Below are 20,062 nucleotides of genomic sequence, written 5' to 3'. Positions count from 1 at the left end.
ACAAACTCTCCTTATCTGAGGTTCACCAGCGCCGCCGCCAGCTCGGCGCCGGTCATCGGCTCGCGGGCCAACACGAAGATGGTGTCATCCCCGGCGATCGTGCCCACCACGTAGGGCAGCGCGGCCCGGTCGATGGCGCTGGCCAGGTAGTCCGCGGCGCCCGGCGGGGTGCGCAGCACCGCGGTGTTGCCGCTGGCGTCGGTGCCCACCAGCAGCTCACCGAGCAGCCGGCAGAGCCGCTCGGTGCCGCCGGACAGGCGCATCGGGTTGCCGTCTTCGGGGATAACGTACCCGCCGACTCCTCCCTCGGGGCCGCGCAGCTTCACCGCGCCCAGCTCCTCCAGGTCGCGGGACAGGGTCGCCTGGGTGACCTCGATGCCCTCGGCGGCCAGCAGCGCGGCCAGCTCGCCTTGGCTGTGCACCGGCCCGGCGGCCAGCAGCGCCACGATGCGGGCCTGCCGCCCGGCCCGGGTCGGGGTGGTCGGGGCGCCGGAGGCGGCGGTGCTCATCGGGAGCGCTCCAGCAGCCACACCAGCAGTGCCTTCTGCGCGTGCAGCCGGTTCTCCGCCTCGTCCCAGACCGCGCTGGCCGGCCCGTCGAGCACCGCGTCGGTGATCTCCTCACCGCGGTGCGCCGGCAGGCAGTGCAGCACCGTGACGTCCGGATCGGCGAGCGCGACGAGTTCGGCGTTGACCTGGTACGGCCGGAACGGGCCCACCCGGTCGCGGCCGTCGCCCTCCTGGCCCATCGAGGTCCAGGTGTCGGTGACCAGGACGTCGGCGCCGGTCGCGGCGGCCACCGGGTCGGCGGTCACGGTCACCGACCCGCCGGTGTCGGCGGCGCGGGCGCGGGCGGCGGCCACGAACTCCTCAGCCGGGGCGAACGGCGCCGGCGCGGCGACCGTGACGTGCAGTCCGGCGGTGGCCCCACCGAGCATCAGCGAGTGGGCCATGTTGTTGGCGCCGTCGCCGAGGTAGGTCAGCCGCACGCCGTGCAACGCACCCTTGCGTTCGGCGACGGTCTGCAGGTCGGCGAGCACCTGGCAGGGGTGGAAGTCGTCGGAGAGCGCGTTGACCACCGGCACCGTCGCGGTGGCGGCCATCGCGGTCAGCCGGTCCTGGCCGAACGTGCGCCACACGATCGCGTCCACGTAGCGGGACAGCACCCGCCCGGTGTCTTCCAGGGTCTCGTCGCGGCCGAGCTGGGTGGAGCGGCCGTCGACGACCACGGCGTGCCCGCCGAGCTGGGCCACCCCGAGCTCGAAGGAGAACCGGGTGCGGGTGGAGTTCTTGTCGAAGATCACCGCCACCCCGCGCGGCCCGGCCAGCGGCCGGCGGCTGAACGGCTCGCGTTTGAGTTCGGCGGCCAGCGCGAGCACCTCGGCCTGTTCGGCCGGGCTCAGGTCGTCGTCGCGCAGGAAGTGCCGGATCACGCCCCGGCCTCCGCGTCCTGCGCGGCGTCGAGGATGCCCGGCAGCGCGGCCAGGAACCCGTCGAGCTGGTCGTCGGTGACGATCAGCGGCGGGGCCAGCCGCACCACGTCCGGGGCGGCGGCGTTGACCAGGAAACCGGCCGCCCGCGCAGCGCTCTCCACCGCCTTGGCCCGCGCCGCGGTGAGCACCACCCCCAGCAGCAGCCCGCGGCCGCGCACCCCGGCGACCAGCGGGTGGCCGGCCGCCTCGATCCGCTCGGTCAGCCACGCCCCGAGCCGGGCGGCCCGCTCCACGAGCCGGTCCTCGGCGAGCACGTCGAGCACGGCCAGCGCGGCGGCCGCGCACACCGGGTTGCCGCCGAAGGTGCTGCCGTGCATGCCGGGGGCGAACAGCTTCGCCGCCGGGCCGGTCGCCAGGCAGGCGCCGATCGGCAGCCCGCCGCCAAGCCCCTTGGCCAGCGTGACCACATCCGGGACGATGCCGTCGTGCTGGTGGGCGAAGAACGTGCCGGTGCGCCCGATGCCGGTCTGGACCTCGTCGAGGATCAGCAGCGCCCCGTGCTCGGCAGTGATCCGCCGGGCCGCCGCCAGATACCCCGGCGGGGGCACGACGACGCCGCTCTCCCCCATGATCGGTTCCAGGATCACCGCGGCGGTGTCGGTGTCGACGGCGGCGGCCAGCGCGTCGGCGTCCCCGAACGGCACGTGCTGCACCGGGCCGGGCAGCGGCGCGAACGGCGCCTGTTTGGCCGGCTGGCCGGTGAGCGCCAGCGAGCCCATCGTGCGGCCGTGGAAGGCCTCGCGGGCGGCGATGACCGTCCCGCGCCCGGTGAGCCGGGTGAGTTTGAGCGCGGCCTCGTTGGCCTCGGCGCCGGAGTTGCAGAAGAACACCCGCGCGTCCGGGCCGACGTCCCAGCGGGCGACCAGCTGCTCGGCGAGCGCCACGCCCGGTTCGGTGATGTAGAGGTTGGAGGTGTGGCCCAGCGTGCCCAGCTGCGCGGTCACCGCCGCGGCCACCGCCGGGTGGGCGTGGCCGAGCAGGTTCACCGCGATCCCGCCGAGCAGGTCCAGGTAGGTGGTGCCGTCGACGTCGGTGACCAGCGCGCCCGCGCCGCGGGCCAGCGCCAGCGGCGGGGTGCCGTAGTTGTCCATCATCACCGCCGACCAGCGCTGCTGCAGCGCCGCGGTCCGGGGTGTGGCGGTCTCGGTCATGGGCTCACCACCTTCGTTCCGGTGCCGGCATCGGTGAACAGCTCCACCAGCACGCAGTGTTCGACGCGCCCGTCGATGATGTGGGCGCTGGGCACCCCGCCGGCCACCGCCCGCAGGCAGGCCTCGACCTTGGGCACCATGCCCGACTCCAGCCCGGGCAGCAGCTCGGCCAGCGTCACCGAGTCGATCTCGCTGATCAGCGAGTCGCGGTCGGGCCAGCGGGCGTACAGGCCGTCGACGTCGGTGAGCATCAGCAGTTTCTCCGCGCCCAGCGCGGCGGCCAGCGCGGCCGCGGCGGTGTCGGCGTTGACGTTGTGCACCACCCCGTCGGCGTCGGGCGCCAGGGTGGAGACCACCGGGATGCGCCCGGCGGTGATCAGGTCGCGGATGGCGTCGGTGTCGACCCGGTCGACGTCGCCGACCAGCCCGATGTCGGTGGCGACTCCGTCGACGGTGACGTTGCGGCGCACCGCGGTGAACAGCGCGGCGTCCTCGCCGGTGATGCCGACCGCGTACGGGCCGTGGGCGTTGATCAGGTTCACCAGTTCCCGGCCGACCTGACCGAACAGCACCATCCGCGCCACCTCGAGCACCTCGGGGGTGGTGACCCGGAAGCCGCCCTTGAAGTCGCCGGCGATGCCGAGCCGCTGCAGCATGGCCGAGATCTGCGGCCCCCCGCCGTGCACCACGACCGGCTGGACGCCGCAGTTGCGCAGGAAGGCCATGTCGGCGGCGAACGCGTGTTTGAGGGTGTCGTCGGTCATCGCGTTGCCGCCGTACTTGACCACGACGATCCGGCCGTGCAGCTGCTTGAGCCAGGGCAGCGCCTCGGCGAGCACCCGCGCCTTGACCGCGGTGGTCGGTTCGTGTGCGCTCATGAGCTGTACGCCGAGTTCTCGTCGACGTAGCCGTGGGACAGGTCGGTGGTGCGGATCGCCGCGTGCCCGCTGCCCTGGGCGAGGTCGACGCGGACCTCGATGTCCGCGCCGGACAGGTCCACCGTTCGGGCGCCCGGATCGGGCAGCCCGCCGGCGAACACCGCGAACCCGTTGAACGACACGGTGATCCGGTCCGGGTCGATCGCGAACGGGGCCATCCCGACCGCGGCGAGCACCCGGCCCCAGTTCGGGTCGGAGCCGAACAGCGCGGTCTTGACCAGGTTGTCCCGCGCGATCAGCCGGGCGGTGAGCAGCGCGTCGGCGTCGGAGGCGGCGCCGGTCACCGCGACCGTCACCCGCTTGGTCACGCCTTCGGCGTCGGCCTGCAGTTGGGCGCAGAGGTCGTCGCAGACGGCCAGCACCGCCGCGTCGAGATCGGCTTGGCTGGGCGCGATCTCGCTGGCGCCCGACGACAGCAGCAGCACCGTGTCGTTGGTCGAACAGCAGCCGTCGACGTCGAGGCGGTCGAAGGTGGCGGCGGTGGCCGCGGTCAGCGCCCGGTGCAGTGCGGCCGCGTCGGCCACCGCGTCGGTGGTGATCACGCAGAGCATGGTGGCCAGCGAGGGCGCCAGCATGCCGGCGCCCTTGGCCATCGCCCCGACCGTCCAGTTCTGCCCGGAGTCCGGGCTGTGGTGCAGTGCAACCTGTTTGGATACGAGGTCGGTGGTCATGATCGCCCGGGCCGCGTCGTCGCCGCCGACCAGCCCGCCGGCCATCTCCTGCACCAGGTGGGTGACCCCGGCCAGCACCTTGGGCATCGGCAGCCGGTCGCCGATCAGCCCGGTGGAGCACACCGCGACCTCCCCCGCGCCGGTCTCGGTGCCCCACTGCGACAGCGCGGCCGCCACCGCCTCGGCGGTGGCGTGGGTGTCGGCGAACCCGGGCGGTCCGGTGCAGGCGTTGGCGCCGCCGGCGTTGAGCACCACCGCGCGCAGCCGCCCGGCGGTCAGCACCTGCTGGGTCCACAGCACCGGCGCGGCCTTGACCTGGTTGCGGGTGACCACGCCGGCGGCGGCCAGGTCGGGGCCCTCGTTGAACACCAGCGCCAGGTCGGGGGCGCCGGACTCCTTGATCCCGGCGGCCACCCCGACGGCCCGGAAGCCGCTCGGTGCGGTCACCCCCTGGTCGCGCAGCAGCCGCGCGCCGCTCACGGGGCGACCCCGACCAGCGGCAGGCCGTCGGTCTCCGGCCAGCCCAAGGCCAGGTTCATCGACTGCACCGCCGCGCCGCCGGTGCCCTTGACCAGGTTGTCGATCGCGGTGATCGCCACGAAGGTCTCGGCGTCGGCGTCCACGGCCAGCGAGATCTGGGCCATGTTGCTGCCGATCACCGATCCGGTGCGCGGCAGCTGCCCGTCATCGAGCAGGTGGACGAACGGCTCGTCGGCGTAGGCGGCCCGGTAGGCGGCCCGCAGGTCGGCCAGCGGCGCGCGGGTGGGTGCGGTGCAGGTGGCCAGGATGCCGCGCGCGGCGGGGATGAGCACCGGGGTGAACGACACCCGCACGTCGCGGCCGCTGGCCGTCCGCAGCTCCTGGGCGATCTCCGGGTTGTGCCGGTGCGCCCCGGCGATGTTGTAGGCGCGGGCCGAGCCGAGCACCTCCGAGCCGAGCAGGTCGGTGCGGGCCGCCCGGCCGGCGCCGGAGGTGCCGCTGACCGCGACCACGGTCACGGTCGGGTCGATGAGGTCGGCGCTGATCGCGGGCAGCAGCGCCAGCAGCGCCGCGGTCGGGTAGCAGCCGGGCACCGCGACGCGCCGCGCGCCGCGCAGCCGGTCGCGGGCGCCGGGCAGTTCGGGCAGCCCGTAGGGCCAGTTGCCGGCGTGCGGGGAGCCGTAGAACCGCTCCCAGATGGCCGGGTCGGTGAGCCGGAAGTCGGCGCCGCAGTCGATGATCAGCGTGTCCGGGCCGAGTTCCTCGGCCAGCCGGGCCGAGTGGCCGTGCGGCAGCGCCAGGAAGACGACGTCGTGGCCGGCCAGCACGTCGAGTTCGGTGGGCTCGAGCACCCGGTCGGCCAGCGGCATCAGGTGCGGGGCGTGCTCGGCGAGCCGGTCACCGGCGCTGGACGCCGCGGTGAGCGCGCCGATGCGCAGCCGCCCGTCGGCGTAGCCGGGGTGCCCCAGCAGCAGCCGTAGGATCTCCCCGCCGGCATAGCCGCTGGCCCCGGCGACCGCCACCCGTACTGGTTCCGTCATGCCCGCCATTCTGCATGGTTATGCATCGTCACGCAAATAAATTCGATGAGGTGGTCAGGCCCGCAGCACCGCGCCGAGCCGCTCGCCGGCGCAGCGCACCGCCTCCTGCCGTGCGGCGCTGGCCTCGTCCTCGGTCAGGGTGCGGTCCGGGGCGCGGAACCGCAACGCGAACGCCAGCGACTTGTGCCCGGCGTCGACCTGCGGGCCGGTGTAGACGTCGAACAGCGTGACCTCCTCGAGCAACTCCCCCGCTCCGGCGCGGACCGCGTCGGCCACCGCGCGGGCCGGGGTGTCGGCGGACACCACCAGCGCCACGTCCTGGAAGACCGCCGGATACGGCGACACCCGCGGCGCCGGCAGCACCTCGGTGAGCGGGATGGCGTCCAGGTTCAGCTCCACCGCGCAGGTGCCCGGGGGCAGGCCGGCCCGCTCGATCACCGCCGGATGCAGCTGCCCGGCGTGTCCGACCACGCGGCCGTCCACCAGCACCTCGGCGCAGCGGCCCGGATGCCACGGCAGCAGCTCCGCGGCGCGCAACTCGACCGCCACCGCGCAGGCCCGGGCGATCGTCGCGACCGCCGCGAAGGCGTCGGCGGCTTCCACCGGCCGGCCCGGCCCCCACGGTCCGCGCGGCTCGCGCAGCCCGCACAGCACCGCGCCCACGTGCAGCGGCTGGCGGGGCAGCGACTCGTCGAGCGCGGCCAGCTGCTCGGGGGTGGGCCGCCGGTCCACCGGCAGCGGGTCGATGCCGCGGGTGCGGTCGGTGGGCTGCACCACCTGCGCGAGGGCGTACAGCGCGACGTCGCCGACGCCGCGGGCCACGTTGCGCACCAGCGGCTCCAGCAGCCCGGGCAGCAGCGTGGTGGCCAGCCGGGGCCGGTCGGCCTCCAGCGGGTTGAGCACCGCGGTGGTGTGCCGGCGGGGGTCGTCGGCGGCCAGCCCCCAGGTGTCGAAGACCCCGGCGGGCAGGAACGGGGTGGGCAGCACCTCGACGTAGCCGGCGAGCGCCAGCGCCTTGCCGACCGCGCGGCGGCGCCGCTGCGCCGGGGTCAGCCCGCGCCCGGCCGGCGCGGCGGGCAGCCGCGACGGGATCCGGTCGTAGCCCTCCAGCCGCAGCACCTCCTCCACCAGATCCATCGGCTGGCCCAGGTCCGGCCGCCAGCTCGGCGGGGTCACGGTCAGCGCGGTGTCGGCCGCGGTGACCGCGGCGCCGATCTGCGTCAGCCGCCGCCGCGTGGTGCCGGCCGGGTAGTCCACCCCGGCGGTGCGGTCGGGCAGGTCGGCGGGCAGCGTGATCGGCGGCAGCGACCAGTCGGTGCGCGGCGGGTCCCCGGTCCAGTCGGTGAGCGCCGGATCGATGTCGCCGCCCGCGATCTCGGCCAGCAGCCGGGCGGCCCGGTCGAGGGCGGCCACCGAGATCGCCGGGTCCACGCCGCGCTCGTAGCGGCGGCCCGCCTCGCTGGTCAGGTGCAGCCGCCGCTGGGTGCGGGAGACCGCCGCGGGGTCCCACACCGCCGCCTCCAGCAGCACCTCGGTGGAGCCGTCGGTCATCTCGGTGGCGCCGGCGCCCATCACCCCGCCGATCGCGGCGGTGGCCGCGTCGTCGACGATCAGCACGTCGGCGGGGTCCAGCCGGCGCTCGACGTCGTCGAGAGTCGTCACCGTCTCCCCGGCGCGGGCGAAGCGGACGGCCAGCGCGCCGGTGACCCGGGCCCGGTCGTGGGCGTGCATCGGATGGCCCAGCTCGAGCATCACGTAGTTGGTGATGTCCACCGCCGGGGACAGCGCGCGGATCCCGCACAGCAGCAGCCGGCGCTGCAGCCACCACGGCGACACCGCGCCCGGGTCGATGCCGGTGACCGAGCGCAACGCGAACCGGCGCACCCCGGTTTCCGGGTGCACGGTCAGCGGCCAGCCCGGCGCCGCGGCGGGCAGCGGCGGCACCGCGGCCGGGTCGGCGAACTCCAGGTCGAAGGCGCAGGCGATCTCGCGGGCCAGACCGCGCACCGACAGGCCGTAGCCGCGGTCGGGGGTGATCGCCAGGTCGAACACCACGTCGTCGAGCCCGAGCACCGCGGCGGCGTCCGCGCCCGGTTCGGCGGTGCCCGCGGGCAGCACCAGGATGCCGCCGGCGTCGGCGCCCAGCCCGAGCTCGGCCGTCGAGCAGATCATCCCGTCGGAGACCCGGCCGTAGGTCGTGCGGCTGGCGATGGCGAACCCGCCCGGCAGCGTGGTGCCCGGCAGCGCCACCACCACCAGGGCGCCGACGACGAAGTTCGTTGCCCCGCAGACGATGTCGCGGGGTTCGGCCTCACCGACGTCGACCCGGCAGGCTCGGATCGGCTTCTTGAACCCGGTGAGCTCGTCGATGGCGGTGACCCGCCCGATCGTCAGCGGCCCGGTCACCGGGCCGAGCCGGATGACGTCCTCGACCTCGTGGCCGATGCGGATGAGGGCGGCTTCCAGTTCCGCGGCGCCGACGTCCCAGCCCGGCGCGCCGACCGCGACCGCCTCCCGCAGCCAGCTGTAGGGGACCCGCATCTAAAGCCCCACCCCGAACGGCAGCGCGAACCGGACGTCGCCTTCGACCATGTCACGCATGTCGGCGATCCCGTTGCGGAACTGCAGGGTGCGCTCCAGGCCCATCCCGAACGCGAACCCGGTGTACTCGCCGGGGTCGATGCCCGCGGCGCGCAGCACGTTGGGGTGCACCATGCCGCAGCCGCCCCATTCCACCCAACCGGCGCCGCCCTTGCGGTTGGCGAACCAGATGTCGACCTCCCCGGACGGCTCGGTGAACGGGAAGAAGTGCGGCCGGAACCGGGTGCGCGCGTCCGGGCCGAACTCGGCCCGGGCCAGCGCGTCGAGGGTGCCGCGCAGGTGCGCCATCGTCAGCCCGCGGTCCACCGCCAGGCCCTCGACCTGGTGGAAGACCGGGGTGTGGGTGGCGTCGAGTTCGTCGGTGCGGAACGCCCGCCCCAGCGACAGCACGTAGACCGGCAGGTCGCGGCCGAGCAGGGCGCGCATCTGCACCGGCGAGGTGTGGGTGCGCAGCACCTGCCGGGAGTCCGCCGGCGCGATGTGGAAGGTGTCCTGCATGCTGCGGGCCGGGTGGTCGGTGAGGAAGTTCAACGCGTCGAAGTTGAAGTGCTCGGCCTCGACCTCCGGGCCGTCGGCGAGTTCCCAGCCCATCGCGATGAACGTGTCGGCGATGCGCTCGGACAGGATCGTGATCGGGTGCCGCGCCCCCACCGGCTGCCGGGTCGACGGCAGGGTGACGTCGATGCGTTCGGCCACCAGCACCGCGGCGTCGCGTTCGGCGCGCAGCGCGGCCAGCCGCTCGTCGTAGTCGCGCTGGGCGGCGGTGCGCGCCTCGTTGACCCGCCGGCCGGCGTCGGCGCGGTCGGCCTTGGGCAGCCCCGCCAGGGCGCGCCGGGCCAGCGCCAGCGGGGCGTGATCGCCGAGGTGTGCGGTCTTGGCCCGCGCCAGCGCGTCCAGGTCGGCGGCGGCCGCGAAGGCGCCCCGCGCCGCGTCGACCGCTTCGGTCAGCGACTCCGGCGTCAGCAGCGCCGGGTCGGCGGATTGGTCACCCACGCAGTCGGACTCTCCTTGCAGCTCGCGGCCGGACGCCGCACCTTCGCACGGGTGTGACGCAAGTGCCGATCATAAGTGATCACCGATTGGCCGGGTCAGCCGCGCGGCGCCGGCCCGGCGGCAGCCGGCCGGCCCAGCCGGTAGCCCAGCAGCGCCCCGGCCGTGCCGGCCACCGCGGCGGCGGCCAGCGTCGGCCCGGCGTGGGCCAGCACCACGAAGGCGAACACCGCGGCCACCGCCAGCAGCACCAGGCGGGGCCGGGTCCACCGGTCCGGCCGCGGCAGCCGGATGCCCATCAGCATGCCCAGGAGCAGCGCGGTGGCGTGCCCGACATCGGTGAACTCACCGCCTCCCAGCGCGGCCACCGCCGCCACCGGCAGCCACCAGCCCAGCCAGGCCGGCCGCCAGCGCGGCGCGATCGCCGGGGCGAGCGCCCCGAAGACCGCCATCGCCCCGTAGCTCATCCCGACGTCGCTGGCGTGGGACACCGACAGCGGCAGCCAGCCGCGGTGCACCGCTACCGCCAGCCCGGCCGCCACCAGCAGCGTCGCCGCGACGTGCCCGGTGAGAAAGGTCAGGATCAGCCGGCCGCCGTGCCAGCACAGTTCGGCCAGCGCCAGCAGGCAGACCAGGCCGGGCAGCCACACCGTGATCGGGGCCGCGTCGGTGATGAACGCGCTGTCGAACAGGGTGCCCAGCCGGCCCGCGCTGAGGTTGTGCAGGTTGGTGCTGGCGTCGCGGACGATGCGGTGCCGGGTGTGCGGATCCAGCGCCAGCAGCCCGGCGGCGACGGTGATCAGCGCCGCGGTGTAGCCCAGCGTGACCCGGATCCGGGACAGCCGGGCCACCAGCGCCGCGAACATCAGGGTTGACTATCCCCCGGCTCGCCGGTGTCGGCGCGGTCCTCGACTGACAGTTTTCTGCGAGTCTGCAGCCGGTACATGGCCAGATCCGGGGGCACGCCCGCGGTTTTGGCGCCGAACACCTGCCGGCGCGCCCGTTTCGCGCTGACCCCGAGCTGCTCCAGTTCGGTCGCCGGGATCTGGTCCAGGGTCGTGCCGGAGACGATGACGCCGCCGCGGGTGGCGCGCTCCATCACCCGGGCCGCGATGTTGACGTCCACGCCGAGCCAGTCGGAGGCCAGCCGCTGCGGCCGGCCGGTGTGGATGCCCACCCGCATCCGTGGGGTGTGGCCGTCGACCTCCACGGCGCTGAGCGCCTCCTGCGCGGCGAGCACCGCGCGCACCGCCACCAGCGGCTCCCGGAACACCGCCATGGTGCCGTCGCCCATCCGTTTGACGATCCGGCCGCCGGCGTCGAGCAGCGGCGGTTCGATGGCCCGGGCCACCCGGCGCAGCAGCGTCAGGGTGGCGTCGTCCCCGGCGGCCAGCGACCAGGACGAGAAGCCGACGAGGTCGGTGAAGACCAGGGTGACCTCCGCGTCGCGGGGGCGCCGGGCGACCATCTCGGTCAGCGCCTGCCAGACCTGCAGCGCGCCCAGGCTCACCTCGCGGGACACGGCGTCGCGGTCGCGCAGCAACCGGTCGGCGGCGCGGGCCGCGGCGCGCGGGCCGCCGTCGCCCGCGGTGGAGAGCGGGTCGCCGAACTCGGGGTCGCCGGGCAGCGCGCGTCGGGCCCGCCGAATCAGCGCGATCACGTCCGGGTTGTGGTTGGTGCGGCGCAGCCAGCCCGAGGCATCGGGCACCGGCACCGGCAGGCGATCCGCCGGTTCAGCGGCCTCGAGTTCGCCGGACCCGTGGTCTGAGCGCTCGTGGTCCACCTGTGTCAGCGTAGGCGGGGCGTTCGACCGCCGCCACGGACCGGGTCGTCGGCCGCAAGTGGTGTCGGACACGCCGCCGCAATAATCGACAACGTTCATTGTCAGAAGTTATCGTGGTGGAGACGGCAGCGTGTGAGGAGTTCCGCGATGAACGCACCTGTGACGACGACCACCACCGCCGGCGTGCAGCCGCTCGGCCCGGACTCGCTGACCTGGAAATACTTCGGTGACGTGCGCACCGGCCTGCTGGGCATGTGGATCGGCACCATCGAGAACATGTACCCGGGCCTGGGTGCCGGCGTCGAGCAGCACTCCAGCCTGTGGCGCGAGCCGCTGCAGCGGGTGTTCCGCTCGGTGTACCCGATCATGGGCGTGGTCTACGACGGCGACCGCGCCCGCCAGACCGGTGAGGCGATCAAGAGCTGGCACCGCGACATCAAGGGCGTCGACGCCCGGGGCCGCCGCTACCACGCGCTGGACCCCGAGACGTTCTACTGGGCGCACGCCACCTTCTTCATGATGGTGATCAAGCTGGCCGAGTACTTCGAGGGCGGGCTCACCGAGGCGGAGAAGCGGCAACTCTTCGACGAGCACGTGCAGTGGTACCGCATGTACGGGATGAGCATGCGCCCGGTGCCCGAGTCCTGGGAGGACTTCTGCCGCTACTGGGACCGCATCTGCCGGGAGGAACTCGAGCTCACCCCGGCCGCCGCCGGCATCCTGGACATGCGGATCCCCAAGCCGCGGTTCGTGCTGCTGCCCGACGGGGTCTGGGAGCAGCTGTTCAAGCCGATGCTGGCCGGGCAGCGCTGGCTGACCGCGGGGCTCTTCGAGCCGGAGGTGCGGGAGAAGGCCGGCCTGCGCTGGACGGCCGGCGACGAGGTGCTGCTGCGGCTGATCGGCAAGTTCGTCCAGATCTCGTTCCTGTTCGTCCCCGACGAGATCCGGCTGCACCCGCGTGCGCTGGCCGGCTACCGCCGGGAACAGGGCCGGGTCCGGGCCGGCGCCCCGCTGGTCGAGGCGCCGTGGTTCACCGGTCCCCCGGCGGATCGCCGGGACAACGGCATGCACTACCTGCCGCCGCGCCGGCGCTGGCCGGCCCGGGCGCTGATCGAGAAGGCCGGATCGCTGGTGCACCAGACGTTCTCGCTGGCCGGTGGGCTGGCCGGCACGCTCACCAGCGGTCCGGCGACCGACCCGGCCGAGACGGCCGTGGCCTGACCCGCGTCGCCCGCGCGCTGGCGTACAGGCAGATCGCCGCGGCCGCGGCGACGTTGAGGCTCTCCGCGGCCCCGGCCATCGGGATCCGGATGCGGTGATCGGCGGCGGCGGCCACCGACTCGGGCAGCCCGTGCGCCTCCGGCCCGAACAGCCAGGCGGTGGGGGCGGCCAGCAGCGCCTCGGCGTCGTCGAGGGTGGTCTCGCCGTCCAACGTGGTGGCCAGCAGCCGCAGCCCGCCGTCGCGCAGCGCCGCCAGCGCCGCCGTGGTGTCGGCGACGGGGATCACCGGGATCGCGAAGATGCTGCCCGCCGACGCGCGCAGGCACTTCCCGTTGTAGGGGTCCACGGTGTGGCCGGCCAGGAGCACGGCGTCGGCGCCCATCGCGTCGGCCAGCCGGATCAGGGTGCCCGCGTTGCCGGGTTCGGCGATGCCGACGGCGACGGCCACCAGCGCGGGCGCGCCGGCCAGCACCTCGGCCAGCGCCGGCCGCGGCAGCGCGCAGACGGCGACCAGCCCGGCCGGGGTCACCGTGTCCGACAGGCTCGCCGCCGCACGGTCGGTGACCAGCTGGACCGGGACCCGCTGGTCGGCCAGCAGATCGGCATGCCGGTCGGCGGCCGCGGCGGTGGCGTAGAGCTCACGGATCAGGCCGCGCCGGCCGGCCGCCTCGACCAGGTTGGGGCCCTCGGCGAGGAACCGGCCGCTGCGGGCCCGGCCGGCCGCCCGGTGCAGCTTGGCCGCGGCGACCACCCGGGTCGCGCGGTGACCGAGGACCTGGCTCAGGCGGCCTCGCCGGACGGGGCGTTGACGTCGGCGGGCAGCGCGGCCCGGGCCACGTCGACCAGCGCGGTGAACGCCTGCGGGTCGCTGACCGCGATCTCGGCCAGGTTCTTGCGGTCCACCTCGACCCCGGCGGCCTTGAGGCCCTGGATGAGCCGGTTGTAGGTGATGTCGTTGGCCCGGGCGGCCGCGTTGATCCGGGAGATCCACAGCTTGCGGAACTCGCCCTTGCGGGCGCGCCGGTCACGGAAGGCGTAGTTCAGCGAGTGCAGCTGCTGTTCCTTGGCTTTGCGGTAGATGCGGGACCGCTGACCGCGGTACCCCTTCGAGGCCTTGAGGACGCTGCGGCGCTTCTTGTGGGCGTTGACTGCCCGCTTGACGCGTGCCATGAGTGTTGATCCTGTTCGTTCGTACGGGGGTGGTGACGGGAAGAGCCGGCGGTCAGCCGTTCAGCATCTTGTTGACCCGGGCGGTGTCGGCGGCCGACACCGTGGTGCGGCCGTCGAGGCGGCGGGTGCGCTTGGAGGGCTTGTGCTCCAACAGGTGCCGCCGGTTGGCCTTCTGGCGCACGATCTTGCCGGTGCCGGTGCGGCGGAAGCGCTTCGAGGCGCCGCTGTGGGATTTCGTCTTGGGCATGGTTCCTCAGTTCTGCGGTCGGGTCGGTGCGGTCATGACTGGGTGTCGTCGTCGGCGGGGCGCGCGGGCGCTCCGGCCTGCTCCGCGGCGCGGGCGCGGGTCTTCGCGCCGCGGTGCGGGGCCAGCACCATCGTCATGTTGCGGCCGTCCTGTTTGGCGGCCGTCTCGACGAAGCCGAAGTCGGCCACGTCGGCGCCGAGCCGCTGCAGCAGCCGGTAGCCCAGCTCCGGGCGGGACTGTTCCCGGCCGCGGAACATGATGGTCACCTTGACCTTCGACCCGGCTTCGAGGAAGCGGACCACATGGCCCTTCTTGGTCTCGTAGTCGTGGTCGTCGATCTTGGGGCGCAGCTTCTGCTCTTTGACGACGGTCTGCTGCTGGTTCTTGCGAGACTCGCGTGCCTTCTGCGCCGTCTCGTATTTGAACTTGCCGTAGTCCATGATCTTGCAGACCGGGGGTCGGGCGTTGGGGGCAACCTCAACGAGATCGAGATCGGCTTCCGCGGCGACACGCAGGGCATCTTCGAGGCGCACGATGCCTACCTGTTCCCCGCCGGGGCCGATCAGTCGGACTTCAGGTACGCGGATGCGCTCGTTGACGCGGGTCTCAGTGCTAATGGGGCCTCCCTTGGTAGTTGTCGGCTGGCGACCCAACCGGCGAAATACCATCCCATCAGCAGAAAAGCCCTGCTCAAAGCAGGGCCCAATGCCGACCGATCGCGGCCCGAGGCCGCCTGCGCGTGAGACGCAGCACCGGAACTTAACCGGTGACCGGACCGTTGAGCCGCGCGCGGCGAACGGTGGGAGTGGGACTCCACTTGCTGTCCCCGGCGTTCGCCGGGACGGTCGCACGTGTCAGTCTAGCAGGCATGGACGATGCCTTGCCCGACGCGGCGGGACCGGTCCGCGAACTCGCGGAGATCCCGGCGGTGGAAGTGATCACCCGCGCGGCGGTGATGCTGATGAGCGCCGCCGCCGAGAAGCTCGGCTTGGCCGCCGACGACCCCGACGAAGCCCCGCACCGCGACCTCGACGAGGCCCGCCGGCTGATCACCGCCTTGGCCGGGCTGGTCACCGCCAGCGCCGAATACCTCGGCGTGCACGCCGGCCCGCTGCGCGAGGGGCTGCGCAGCCTGCAGCACGCCTTCCGGGAGGCCAGCGCCTACCCCGACGACCCGGGCCGCGGCCCGGGCGAGAACTACACCGGCCCGGTCGGCTGACCCCGCGTCGGTAGGGATTCTGCGTCGGTAAGGATTCTGCCAGGTTGGGCCCTTATCCTGACCTGCTATGACGGTCACGGCGTCGCGCCGGGTGCACCCACCCGCCGGCCGGTTCGCCCGGGCCCCGGCGGTCGCGGGCTGGATCATCGGCGTCATCGCGACGCTGTCGCTGCTGGCCAGTGTCTCCCCGCTGGTGCGCTGGGTCATCGAGGTCCCGCGCACCGTCGTCAACGACTTCCTGTTCAACTTCCCCGACACCAGCTTCGCCTGGTCGTTCGTGCTGGCGTTGCTGGCCGGCGCGCTGGCGGCCCGGAAACGCATCGCCTGGTGGGTGCTGACGCTGTACCTGGTCGGCGCCGCGGTCTGGAACCTGCACGATCTGCTCTGGCGCGACAGCACCTGGCCGCGCTACCTCGGCGACGGCATCGGCCTGGCGGTGCACCTGGCCGCCCTGGCGGTGCTGGTGGCGGCCTACCGCCAGTTCTGGGCCAAGGTCCGCCGCGGCGCCCTGCTCAAGGCGGCCGCGGTGCTGGTGGCCGGCATGGCGATCGGCACCGCGGTGACCTGGGGCCTGCTGGAGCTCTACCCCGACACGCTGGTCCCCGAACACCGGCTGCTCTACGCGCTCAACCGGGTCAGCGGGTTCTCCGTCGCCCCCGCGCACGCGTTCTCCGGGCACCCGCACGTGGTGCTCAACGCGGCCGCCGGGCTGTTCGGGGCGCTGGCGTTGATCGCCGCGGCGATCGTGCTGTTCCAGTCCCAGCGCGCCGACAACGCGCTCACCGCCGACGACGAGACCGCCATCCGCGGCCTGCTCGAGCAGTACGGCAAGAACGACTCGCTGGGCTACTTCGCCACCCGCCGGGACAAGGCGGTGGTGTTCGCCCCCGACGGCCGGGCCGCGATCACCTACCGGGTGGAGGTCGGGGTCTGCCTGGCCAGCGGCGACCCGGTCGGCGACCCGCGGGCCTGGCCGCAGGCCATCGCGGCGTGGCTGCGGCTGTGCCGGGCCTACGGCTGGGCGCCGGGGGTGATGGGCGCCGGGGCCGCGGGTGCGCGCGCCTACCGCGACGCCGGACTCAGCGCCCTGGAGCTCGGCGACGAGGCGATCCTGCACACCGCGGATTTCCGGCTGTCCGGGCCCGACATGCGCGGGGTGCGCCAGGCGGTGACCCGGGCGCGCCGCGGCGGGCTGAGCGTGCGCATCCGCCGCCACCGCGAGCTGAGCGCCGCGGAGCTGGCCGAGGTCATCGGCCACGCCGACCGCTGGCGCGACACCGCCACCGAACGGGGCTTCTCGATGGCGCTGGGCCGGCTCGGCGACCCGGCCGACGGCGACTGCCTGCTGGTCGAGGCGGTCGACCGGGACGGCGCGGTGGCCGCGCTGCTGTCGCTGGTGCCGTGGGGCACCACCGGGGTCTCCCTGGACGTGATGCGCCGGTCCCCCCAGTCCCCCAACGGCACCATCGAGCTGATGGTCAGCGAGCTCGCGCTGCGCGGCGCCGCGATCGGGGTGGCCCGGATCTCGTTGAACTTCGCCATGTTCCGCGCCGCCTTCGAGCAGGGCGCCCAGCTCGGCGCCGGGCCGGTCGCCCGGCTGTGGCGCGGCCTGCTGCGGTTCTTCTCCCGCTGGTGGCAGCTGGAGACGCTGTACCGCTCGAACATGAAATACCTGCCGCAGTGGGTGCCGCGCTACGCCTGCTACGCCGACGCCCGGCTGATCCCGCGGGTCGGGGTGGCCTCGGTGATCGCCGAAGGCTTTCTGGTGCTGCCGTTCTCGCGACGCAACCGGCACACCGGCCAGCACACCTCGGCGCCGGCTGCCACCGCCGCGGCCGCCGTGCCCCCGGCCGACGCGACACCCGCGGGCCCGGCCCGGCTGCCCGAGCAGGTGCGGGTGCGGCTGGCCAAGCTGGCCGCGCTGCGGGACGCGCGGATCGACCCCTACCCGGTGGGCCGGCCGCCCAGCGACACCGTCGCCGCCGCGCTGGCCGACGGCGACGGGCGGGGTGTCACGGTCGCCGGGCGGGTGCTGCGGATGCGGGACCACGGCGGGGTGCTCTTCGCGCAGCTGCGGGACTGGTCCGGGGAGCTGCAGCTGCTGCTGGAGGCGGCCCGGCTGTCGCGGGCCGAGGTCGCCGGCTTCGCCACCACCGACGACCTCGGCGACCTCGTCGAGGTCAGCGGCGAACTCGGGTACAGCCGCACCGGCACCCGCTCGCTGCTGGTCACCGGCTGGCGGCTGACCGGCAAGTGCCTGCACCCGCTGCCGGACAAGTGGCAGGGCCTGACCGACCCGGAAGCGCGGGTGCGGCAGCGCTACCTCGACCTGGCCACCGGCACCGACTCCCGAGCGTTGCTCACCGCCCGCAGCGAGGTGCTGCGCGCCATCCGGGACACCTTGTACGCCAAGGGTTTCCTGGAGGTGGAGACCCCGATCCTGCAGCAGGTGCACGGCGGGGCCAACGCCCGGCCGTTCGTCACCCACATCAACGCCTACAACCTGGACCTGTACCTGCGGATCGCCCCGGAGCTCTACCTCAAACGGCTGTGCGTCGGCGGGGTGGAGCGGGTGTTCGAACTGGGCCGCGCCTTCCGCAACGAGGGCGTCGACTTCAGCCACAACCCGGAGTTCACCCTGCTGGAGGCCTACCAGGCCCACGCCGACTACCGCACCTGGATCGACGGCGCCCGCGACCTCATCCAGAACGCCGCGCGGGCCGCCAACGGGGCGCCGGTGGTGCTGCGCCCCGGCCCGGGCGGGCCGGAACCGGTCGACATCGGCGGCGACTGGCCGGTGCGCACCGTGCACGAGGCGGTGTCGGCGGTGCTCGGCGAGGCGATCGACGCCGAGACCCCGCTGCCGGTGCTGCACCGGCTCTGCGACGCCGCCGGCATCGGCTACCAGCGGCACTGGGACGCCGGCGCGGTGGTGCTCGAGCTCTACGAGCACCTGGTCGAGGCCCGCACCGAGCAACCCACCTTCTACACCGATTTCCCGACCTCGGTGTCCCCGCTGACCCGGCCGCACCGCTGCCGGCCCGGCGTCGCCGAACGCTGGGACCTGGTCGCCTGGGGGGTGGAGCTGGGCACCGCCTACAGCGAGCTCACCGACCCGGTGGAACAGCGACGCCGGCTGCAACGCCAGTCGCTGCTGGCCGCCGGCGGCGACCCGGAGGCCATGGAACTCGACGAGGACTTCCTGCAGGCGATGGAGTACGCGATGCCGCCCACCGGCGGGCTGGGCATGGGGGTCGACCGGGTCGTCATGCTGATCACCGGGCGCAGCATCCGCGAGACCCTGCCGTTCCCGCTGGCCAAACCCCGCTGATGGGGCACACCTCGCTGATGCACGGCTGGCTGCCGCTGACCGTGCAGACGGCGGCGGCGACGGTGCTGCTGGTGGCGCTCGGCTGGCGGACCCGCCGCTGGCGGCGCCGCGTGCTGCCGGTGGCCGCCCTGGTCGGGCTCGCCGCGGCCGGCGGCGTCTACGGCTACCTCGCGGTGGCCGGGCTGGCCGAGGACCCCGCCCCGGCCGGGCTGTGGGTTTGGATCGCGCTGACCGGGCTGGCGGCCGTCGCCGCGGTGACCGGCTGGCGCGGCGCGCGATGGTGGCGCCGGGTGCTGGCGCTGCTGGCCGTGCCGCTGTGCCTGCTCGGCGCGCTGCTGGCGCTGAACCGCTGGGTGGGCTACTTCCCCACCGTGCAGACCGCCGTCAACCAGCTGACCTCCGGTCCGCTGCCCGGCCAGACCGACCGGGCCACCGCCGAGGCGATGGCCGCGACCGGCACGGTCCCCCGCACCGGCGTGGTGGTGCCGGTCCAGATCCCGGCCACCGCGTCGGGGTTCAAGCACCGCGGCGAACTCGTCTATCTGCCGCCGGCCTGGTTCACCAGCCCGCGACCGGCGCTGCCGGTGGTGATGATGATCGGCGGCGAGTTCAACACCCCGGCCGACTGGCTGCGCGCCGGGGACGCCGTGGCGACCCTGGACGGCTTCGTCGCCGCGCACGACGGCAACGCCCCGGTGCTGGTGTTCGTCGACTCCGGCGGTTCGTTCAACACCGACACCGAATGCGTCAACGGCCCGCGCGGCAACGCCGCCGACCACCTCACCGACGACGTCCTGCCGTTCCTGGTCGAGGAGTTCGCGGTCAGCGCCGACCGGGCGCACTGGGGAGTGGCCGGCTGGTCGATGGGCGGCACCTGCGCGCTGAACCTGACCGTGATGCACCCCGACCGGTTCAGCGCGTTCGTCGACATCGCCGGCGACCGCGGCCCCAACAGCGGCACCCGCGAGCAGACCATCGACCGGCTGTTCGGCGGCGACGCCGACGCGTGGGCGGACTTCGACCCGGCCACCGTGATCGCCCGGCACGGCCGCTACCGCGACGTGGCCGGCTGGTTCACCGTGCCCGGCGGCAACGCCGACCAGACCCGGGCCGCGGAGGACCTGTGCACGCTGGGTCGCGCGCACGGCATCGACTGCGCCGTCGTCGTGCAGCCCGGCCATCACGACTGGCCGTATGCCGCCCAGGCGTTCCGGACGGCGCTGCCGTGGCTGGCCGGACGGCTGGGCACCCCGGGGGTGGCTCGGATACCGTTGCCGCCATGGCGGACTCGGTGAGCCGGCTCGCCGGGCTGCGGCGGGCGGTGTTCGCCCGGCACGCCAGCCCGTGGAGCGCGTGGAGCAGATGGGCGACGACGCCGCTGGTGCTGCTGCCGGTGTGGAGCCGGCGGTGGCGGGATGCCGGTCTGGTGGCGGTCTGGTTCGCCCTGAACCCGGTGGTCTTCCCGCGGCCGCGGGACCGGTCGGCGTGGTCGACCCGGGCGATGCTGGGCGAGGAGCAGTGGATCGTCGACCGGCCCCGCGACCTCGCGCTGGCGGTGAACACCGCGGGCGGGCTGGCGTTGGCGGCCGCGGTCATCGCGGCGTGGCGCCGGCGGCCCCGGCCGATGGTGCTGGCCACCGCGGTGTCGATGGCGGTGACGCTGGGCTACTGGGCGTTGATGGTCCGCTATTACCGGCGCCGCGGGCCGGCCGCCGGGTAACCCCGGGG

Annotated in this window: 19 protein-coding genes; 5 read left to right on the top strand and 14 right to left on the bottom strand. The window is 74.3% G+C overall.

The genetic code is table 11. The features are described from left to right. Positions 1–11: 11 nt before the first annotated feature. The 10 genes from A5643_RS06660 to A5643_RS06615 form a co-directional block, all read right to left on the bottom strand. Entirely contained in the window at positions 12–509 is a 498-nt protein-coding gene (locus A5643_RS06660) for an arginine repressor (protein ID WP_066853216.1), read from the bottom strand. Beyond that, positions 506–1,432, bottom strand: a complete 927-nt coding sequence (gene argF / locus A5643_RS06655; RefSeq protein WP_066853214.1) for an ornithine carbamoyltransferase — start codon at positions 1,430–1,432, stop codon at positions 506–508. Before argF ends, A5643_RS06660 begins: the two co-directional genes overlap by 4 nt. Further along, on the bottom strand, positions 1,429–2,643 hold the full coding sequence (locus A5643_RS06650; protein ID WP_066853212.1) for an acetylornithine transaminase: 1,215 nt from the start codon (positions 2,641–2,643) through the stop codon (positions 1,429–1,431). The genes argF and A5643_RS06650 overlap by 4 nt, the downstream gene beginning before the upstream one ends. Next, positions 2,640–3,521, bottom strand: a complete 882-nt coding sequence (gene argB, locus A5643_RS06645) for an acetylglutamate kinase (protein ID WP_066853207.1) — start codon at positions 3,519–3,521, stop codon at positions 2,640–2,642. The genes A5643_RS06650 and argB overlap by 4 nt, the downstream gene beginning before the upstream one ends. After that, a complete protein-coding gene (gene argJ / locus A5643_RS06640) occupies positions 3,518–4,732 on the bottom strand; it encodes a bifunctional glutamate N-acetyltransferase/amino-acid acetyltransferase ArgJ (RefSeq protein ID WP_066853205.1) in 1,215 nt (404 codons plus the stop codon). Before argJ ends, argB begins: the two co-directional genes overlap by 4 nt. Beyond that, positions 4,729–5,781 (bottom strand): N-acetyl-gamma-glutamyl-phosphate reductase, encoded by a 1,053-nt coding sequence (gene argC, locus A5643_RS06635; protein WP_502686214.1) that lies wholly within the window; start codon positions 5,779–5,781, stop codon positions 4,729–4,731. The genes argJ and argC overlap by 4 nt, the downstream gene beginning before the upstream one ends. 45 nt (positions 5,782–5,826) lie before the next feature. Next, positions 5,827–8,313 carry a phenylalanine--tRNA ligase subunit beta gene (gene pheT, locus A5643_RS06630; protein WP_066853203.1) on the bottom strand — a complete coding sequence of 829 codons (2,487 nt, stop codon included), beginning with the start codon at positions 8,311–8,313 and terminating at the stop codon, positions 5,827–5,829. Continuing rightward, positions 8,314–9,366, bottom strand: a complete 1,053-nt coding sequence (pheS, locus tag A5643_RS06625; RefSeq protein WP_066853202.1) for a phenylalanine--tRNA ligase subunit alpha — start codon at positions 9,364–9,366, stop codon at positions 8,314–8,316. Between the two features lie 95 nt (positions 9,367–9,461). Further along, positions 9,462–10,229, bottom strand: a complete 768-nt coding sequence (locus A5643_RS06620; protein ID WP_066853201.1) for a rhomboid-like protein — start codon at positions 10,227–10,229, stop codon at positions 9,462–9,464. Then, the gene (locus tag A5643_RS06615) at positions 10,229–11,245 is read right to left on the bottom strand and encodes an adenylate/guanylate cyclase domain-containing protein (RefSeq protein WP_082948771.1); all 1,017 of its coding nucleotides are present in this window, start codon (positions 11,243–11,245) and stop codon (positions 10,229–10,231) included. The genes A5643_RS06620 and A5643_RS06615 overlap by 1 nt, the downstream gene beginning before the upstream one ends. A gap of 60 nt (positions 11,246–11,305) precedes the next feature. On the opposite strand from A5643_RS06615, the gene A5643_RS06610 reads away from it, so the two are divergent. Further along, entirely contained in the window at positions 11,306–12,367 is a 1,062-nt protein-coding gene (locus A5643_RS06610) for an oxygenase MpaB family protein (RefSeq protein WP_502686216.1), read from the top strand. Here the strand turns inward: A5643_RS06610 and A5643_RS06605 are convergent. Genes A5643_RS06605 through infC form a run of 4 tightly spaced genes read right to left on the bottom strand, consistent with a single transcriptional unit; the run spans position 12,321 to position 14,401 of the window. Then, positions 12,321–13,151, bottom strand: coding sequence for a TrmH family RNA methyltransferase (locus tag A5643_RS06605; protein ID WP_066853249.1), 831 nt, complete (start codon positions 13,149–13,151; stop codon positions 12,321–12,323). The two genes, A5643_RS06610 and A5643_RS06605, sit on opposite strands and share 47 nt — an antisense overlap. Beyond that, a complete protein-coding gene (rplT, locus tag A5643_RS06600; protein WP_066853192.1) occupies positions 13,148–13,537 on the bottom strand; it encodes a 50S ribosomal protein L20 in 390 nt (129 codons plus the stop codon). Before rplT ends, A5643_RS06605 begins: the two co-directional genes overlap by 4 nt. Positions 13,538–13,589: 52 nt before the next feature. Beyond that, positions 13,590–13,784 (bottom strand): 50S ribosomal protein L35, encoded by a 195-nt coding sequence (gene rpmI / locus A5643_RS06595; RefSeq protein ID WP_066853190.1) that lies wholly within the window; start codon positions 13,782–13,784, stop codon positions 13,590–13,592. Between the two features lie 32 nt (positions 13,785–13,816). Beyond that, a complete protein-coding gene (gene infC, locus A5643_RS06590) occupies positions 13,817–14,401 on the bottom strand; it encodes a translation initiation factor IF-3 (RefSeq protein WP_197497667.1) in 585 nt (194 codons plus the stop codon). A 251-nt stretch (positions 14,402–14,652) separates the two neighbouring features. Here infC and A5643_RS06585 point away from each other — a divergent pair, with 251 nt between their 5' ends. The 4 genes from A5643_RS06585 (at position 14,653) to A5643_RS06570 (ending at position 20,054) form a co-directional block, all read left to right on the top strand. Further along, entirely contained in the window at positions 14,653–15,003 is a 351-nt protein-coding gene (locus tag A5643_RS06585; protein ID WP_066853186.1) for a DUF1844 domain-containing protein, read from the top strand. A 67-nt stretch (positions 15,004–15,070) separates the two neighbouring features. Beyond that, the gene (lysX, locus tag A5643_RS06580; RefSeq protein ID WP_066853184.1) at positions 15,071–18,334 is read left to right on the top strand and encodes a bifunctional lysylphosphatidylglycerol synthetase/lysine--tRNA ligase LysX; all 3,264 of its coding nucleotides are present in this window, start codon (positions 15,071–15,073) and stop codon (positions 18,332–18,334) included. After that, the gene (locus tag A5643_RS06575; RefSeq protein ID WP_197497666.1) at positions 18,334–19,629 is read left to right on the top strand and encodes an alpha/beta hydrolase; all 1,296 of its coding nucleotides are present in this window, start codon (positions 18,334–18,336) and stop codon (positions 19,627–19,629) included. The genes lysX and A5643_RS06575 overlap by 1 nt, the downstream gene beginning before the upstream one ends. Then, complete coding sequence (locus tag A5643_RS06570; protein ID WP_353612561.1) at positions 19,614–20,054, top strand: DUF6653 family protein; 441 nt, start codon at positions 19,614–19,616, stop codon at positions 20,052–20,054. The genes A5643_RS06575 and A5643_RS06570 overlap by 16 nt, the downstream gene beginning before the upstream one ends. The last annotated feature ends 8 nt before the right edge of the window (positions 20,055–20,062 follow it).

It is taken from the genome of Mycobacterium sp. 1274756.6, assembly GCF_001668625.1.
Lineage (GTDB): Bacteria > Actinomycetota > Actinomycetes > Mycobacteriales > Mycobacteriaceae > Mycobacterium.
This window is presented reverse-complemented; position numbering and strand designations above follow the sequence as displayed.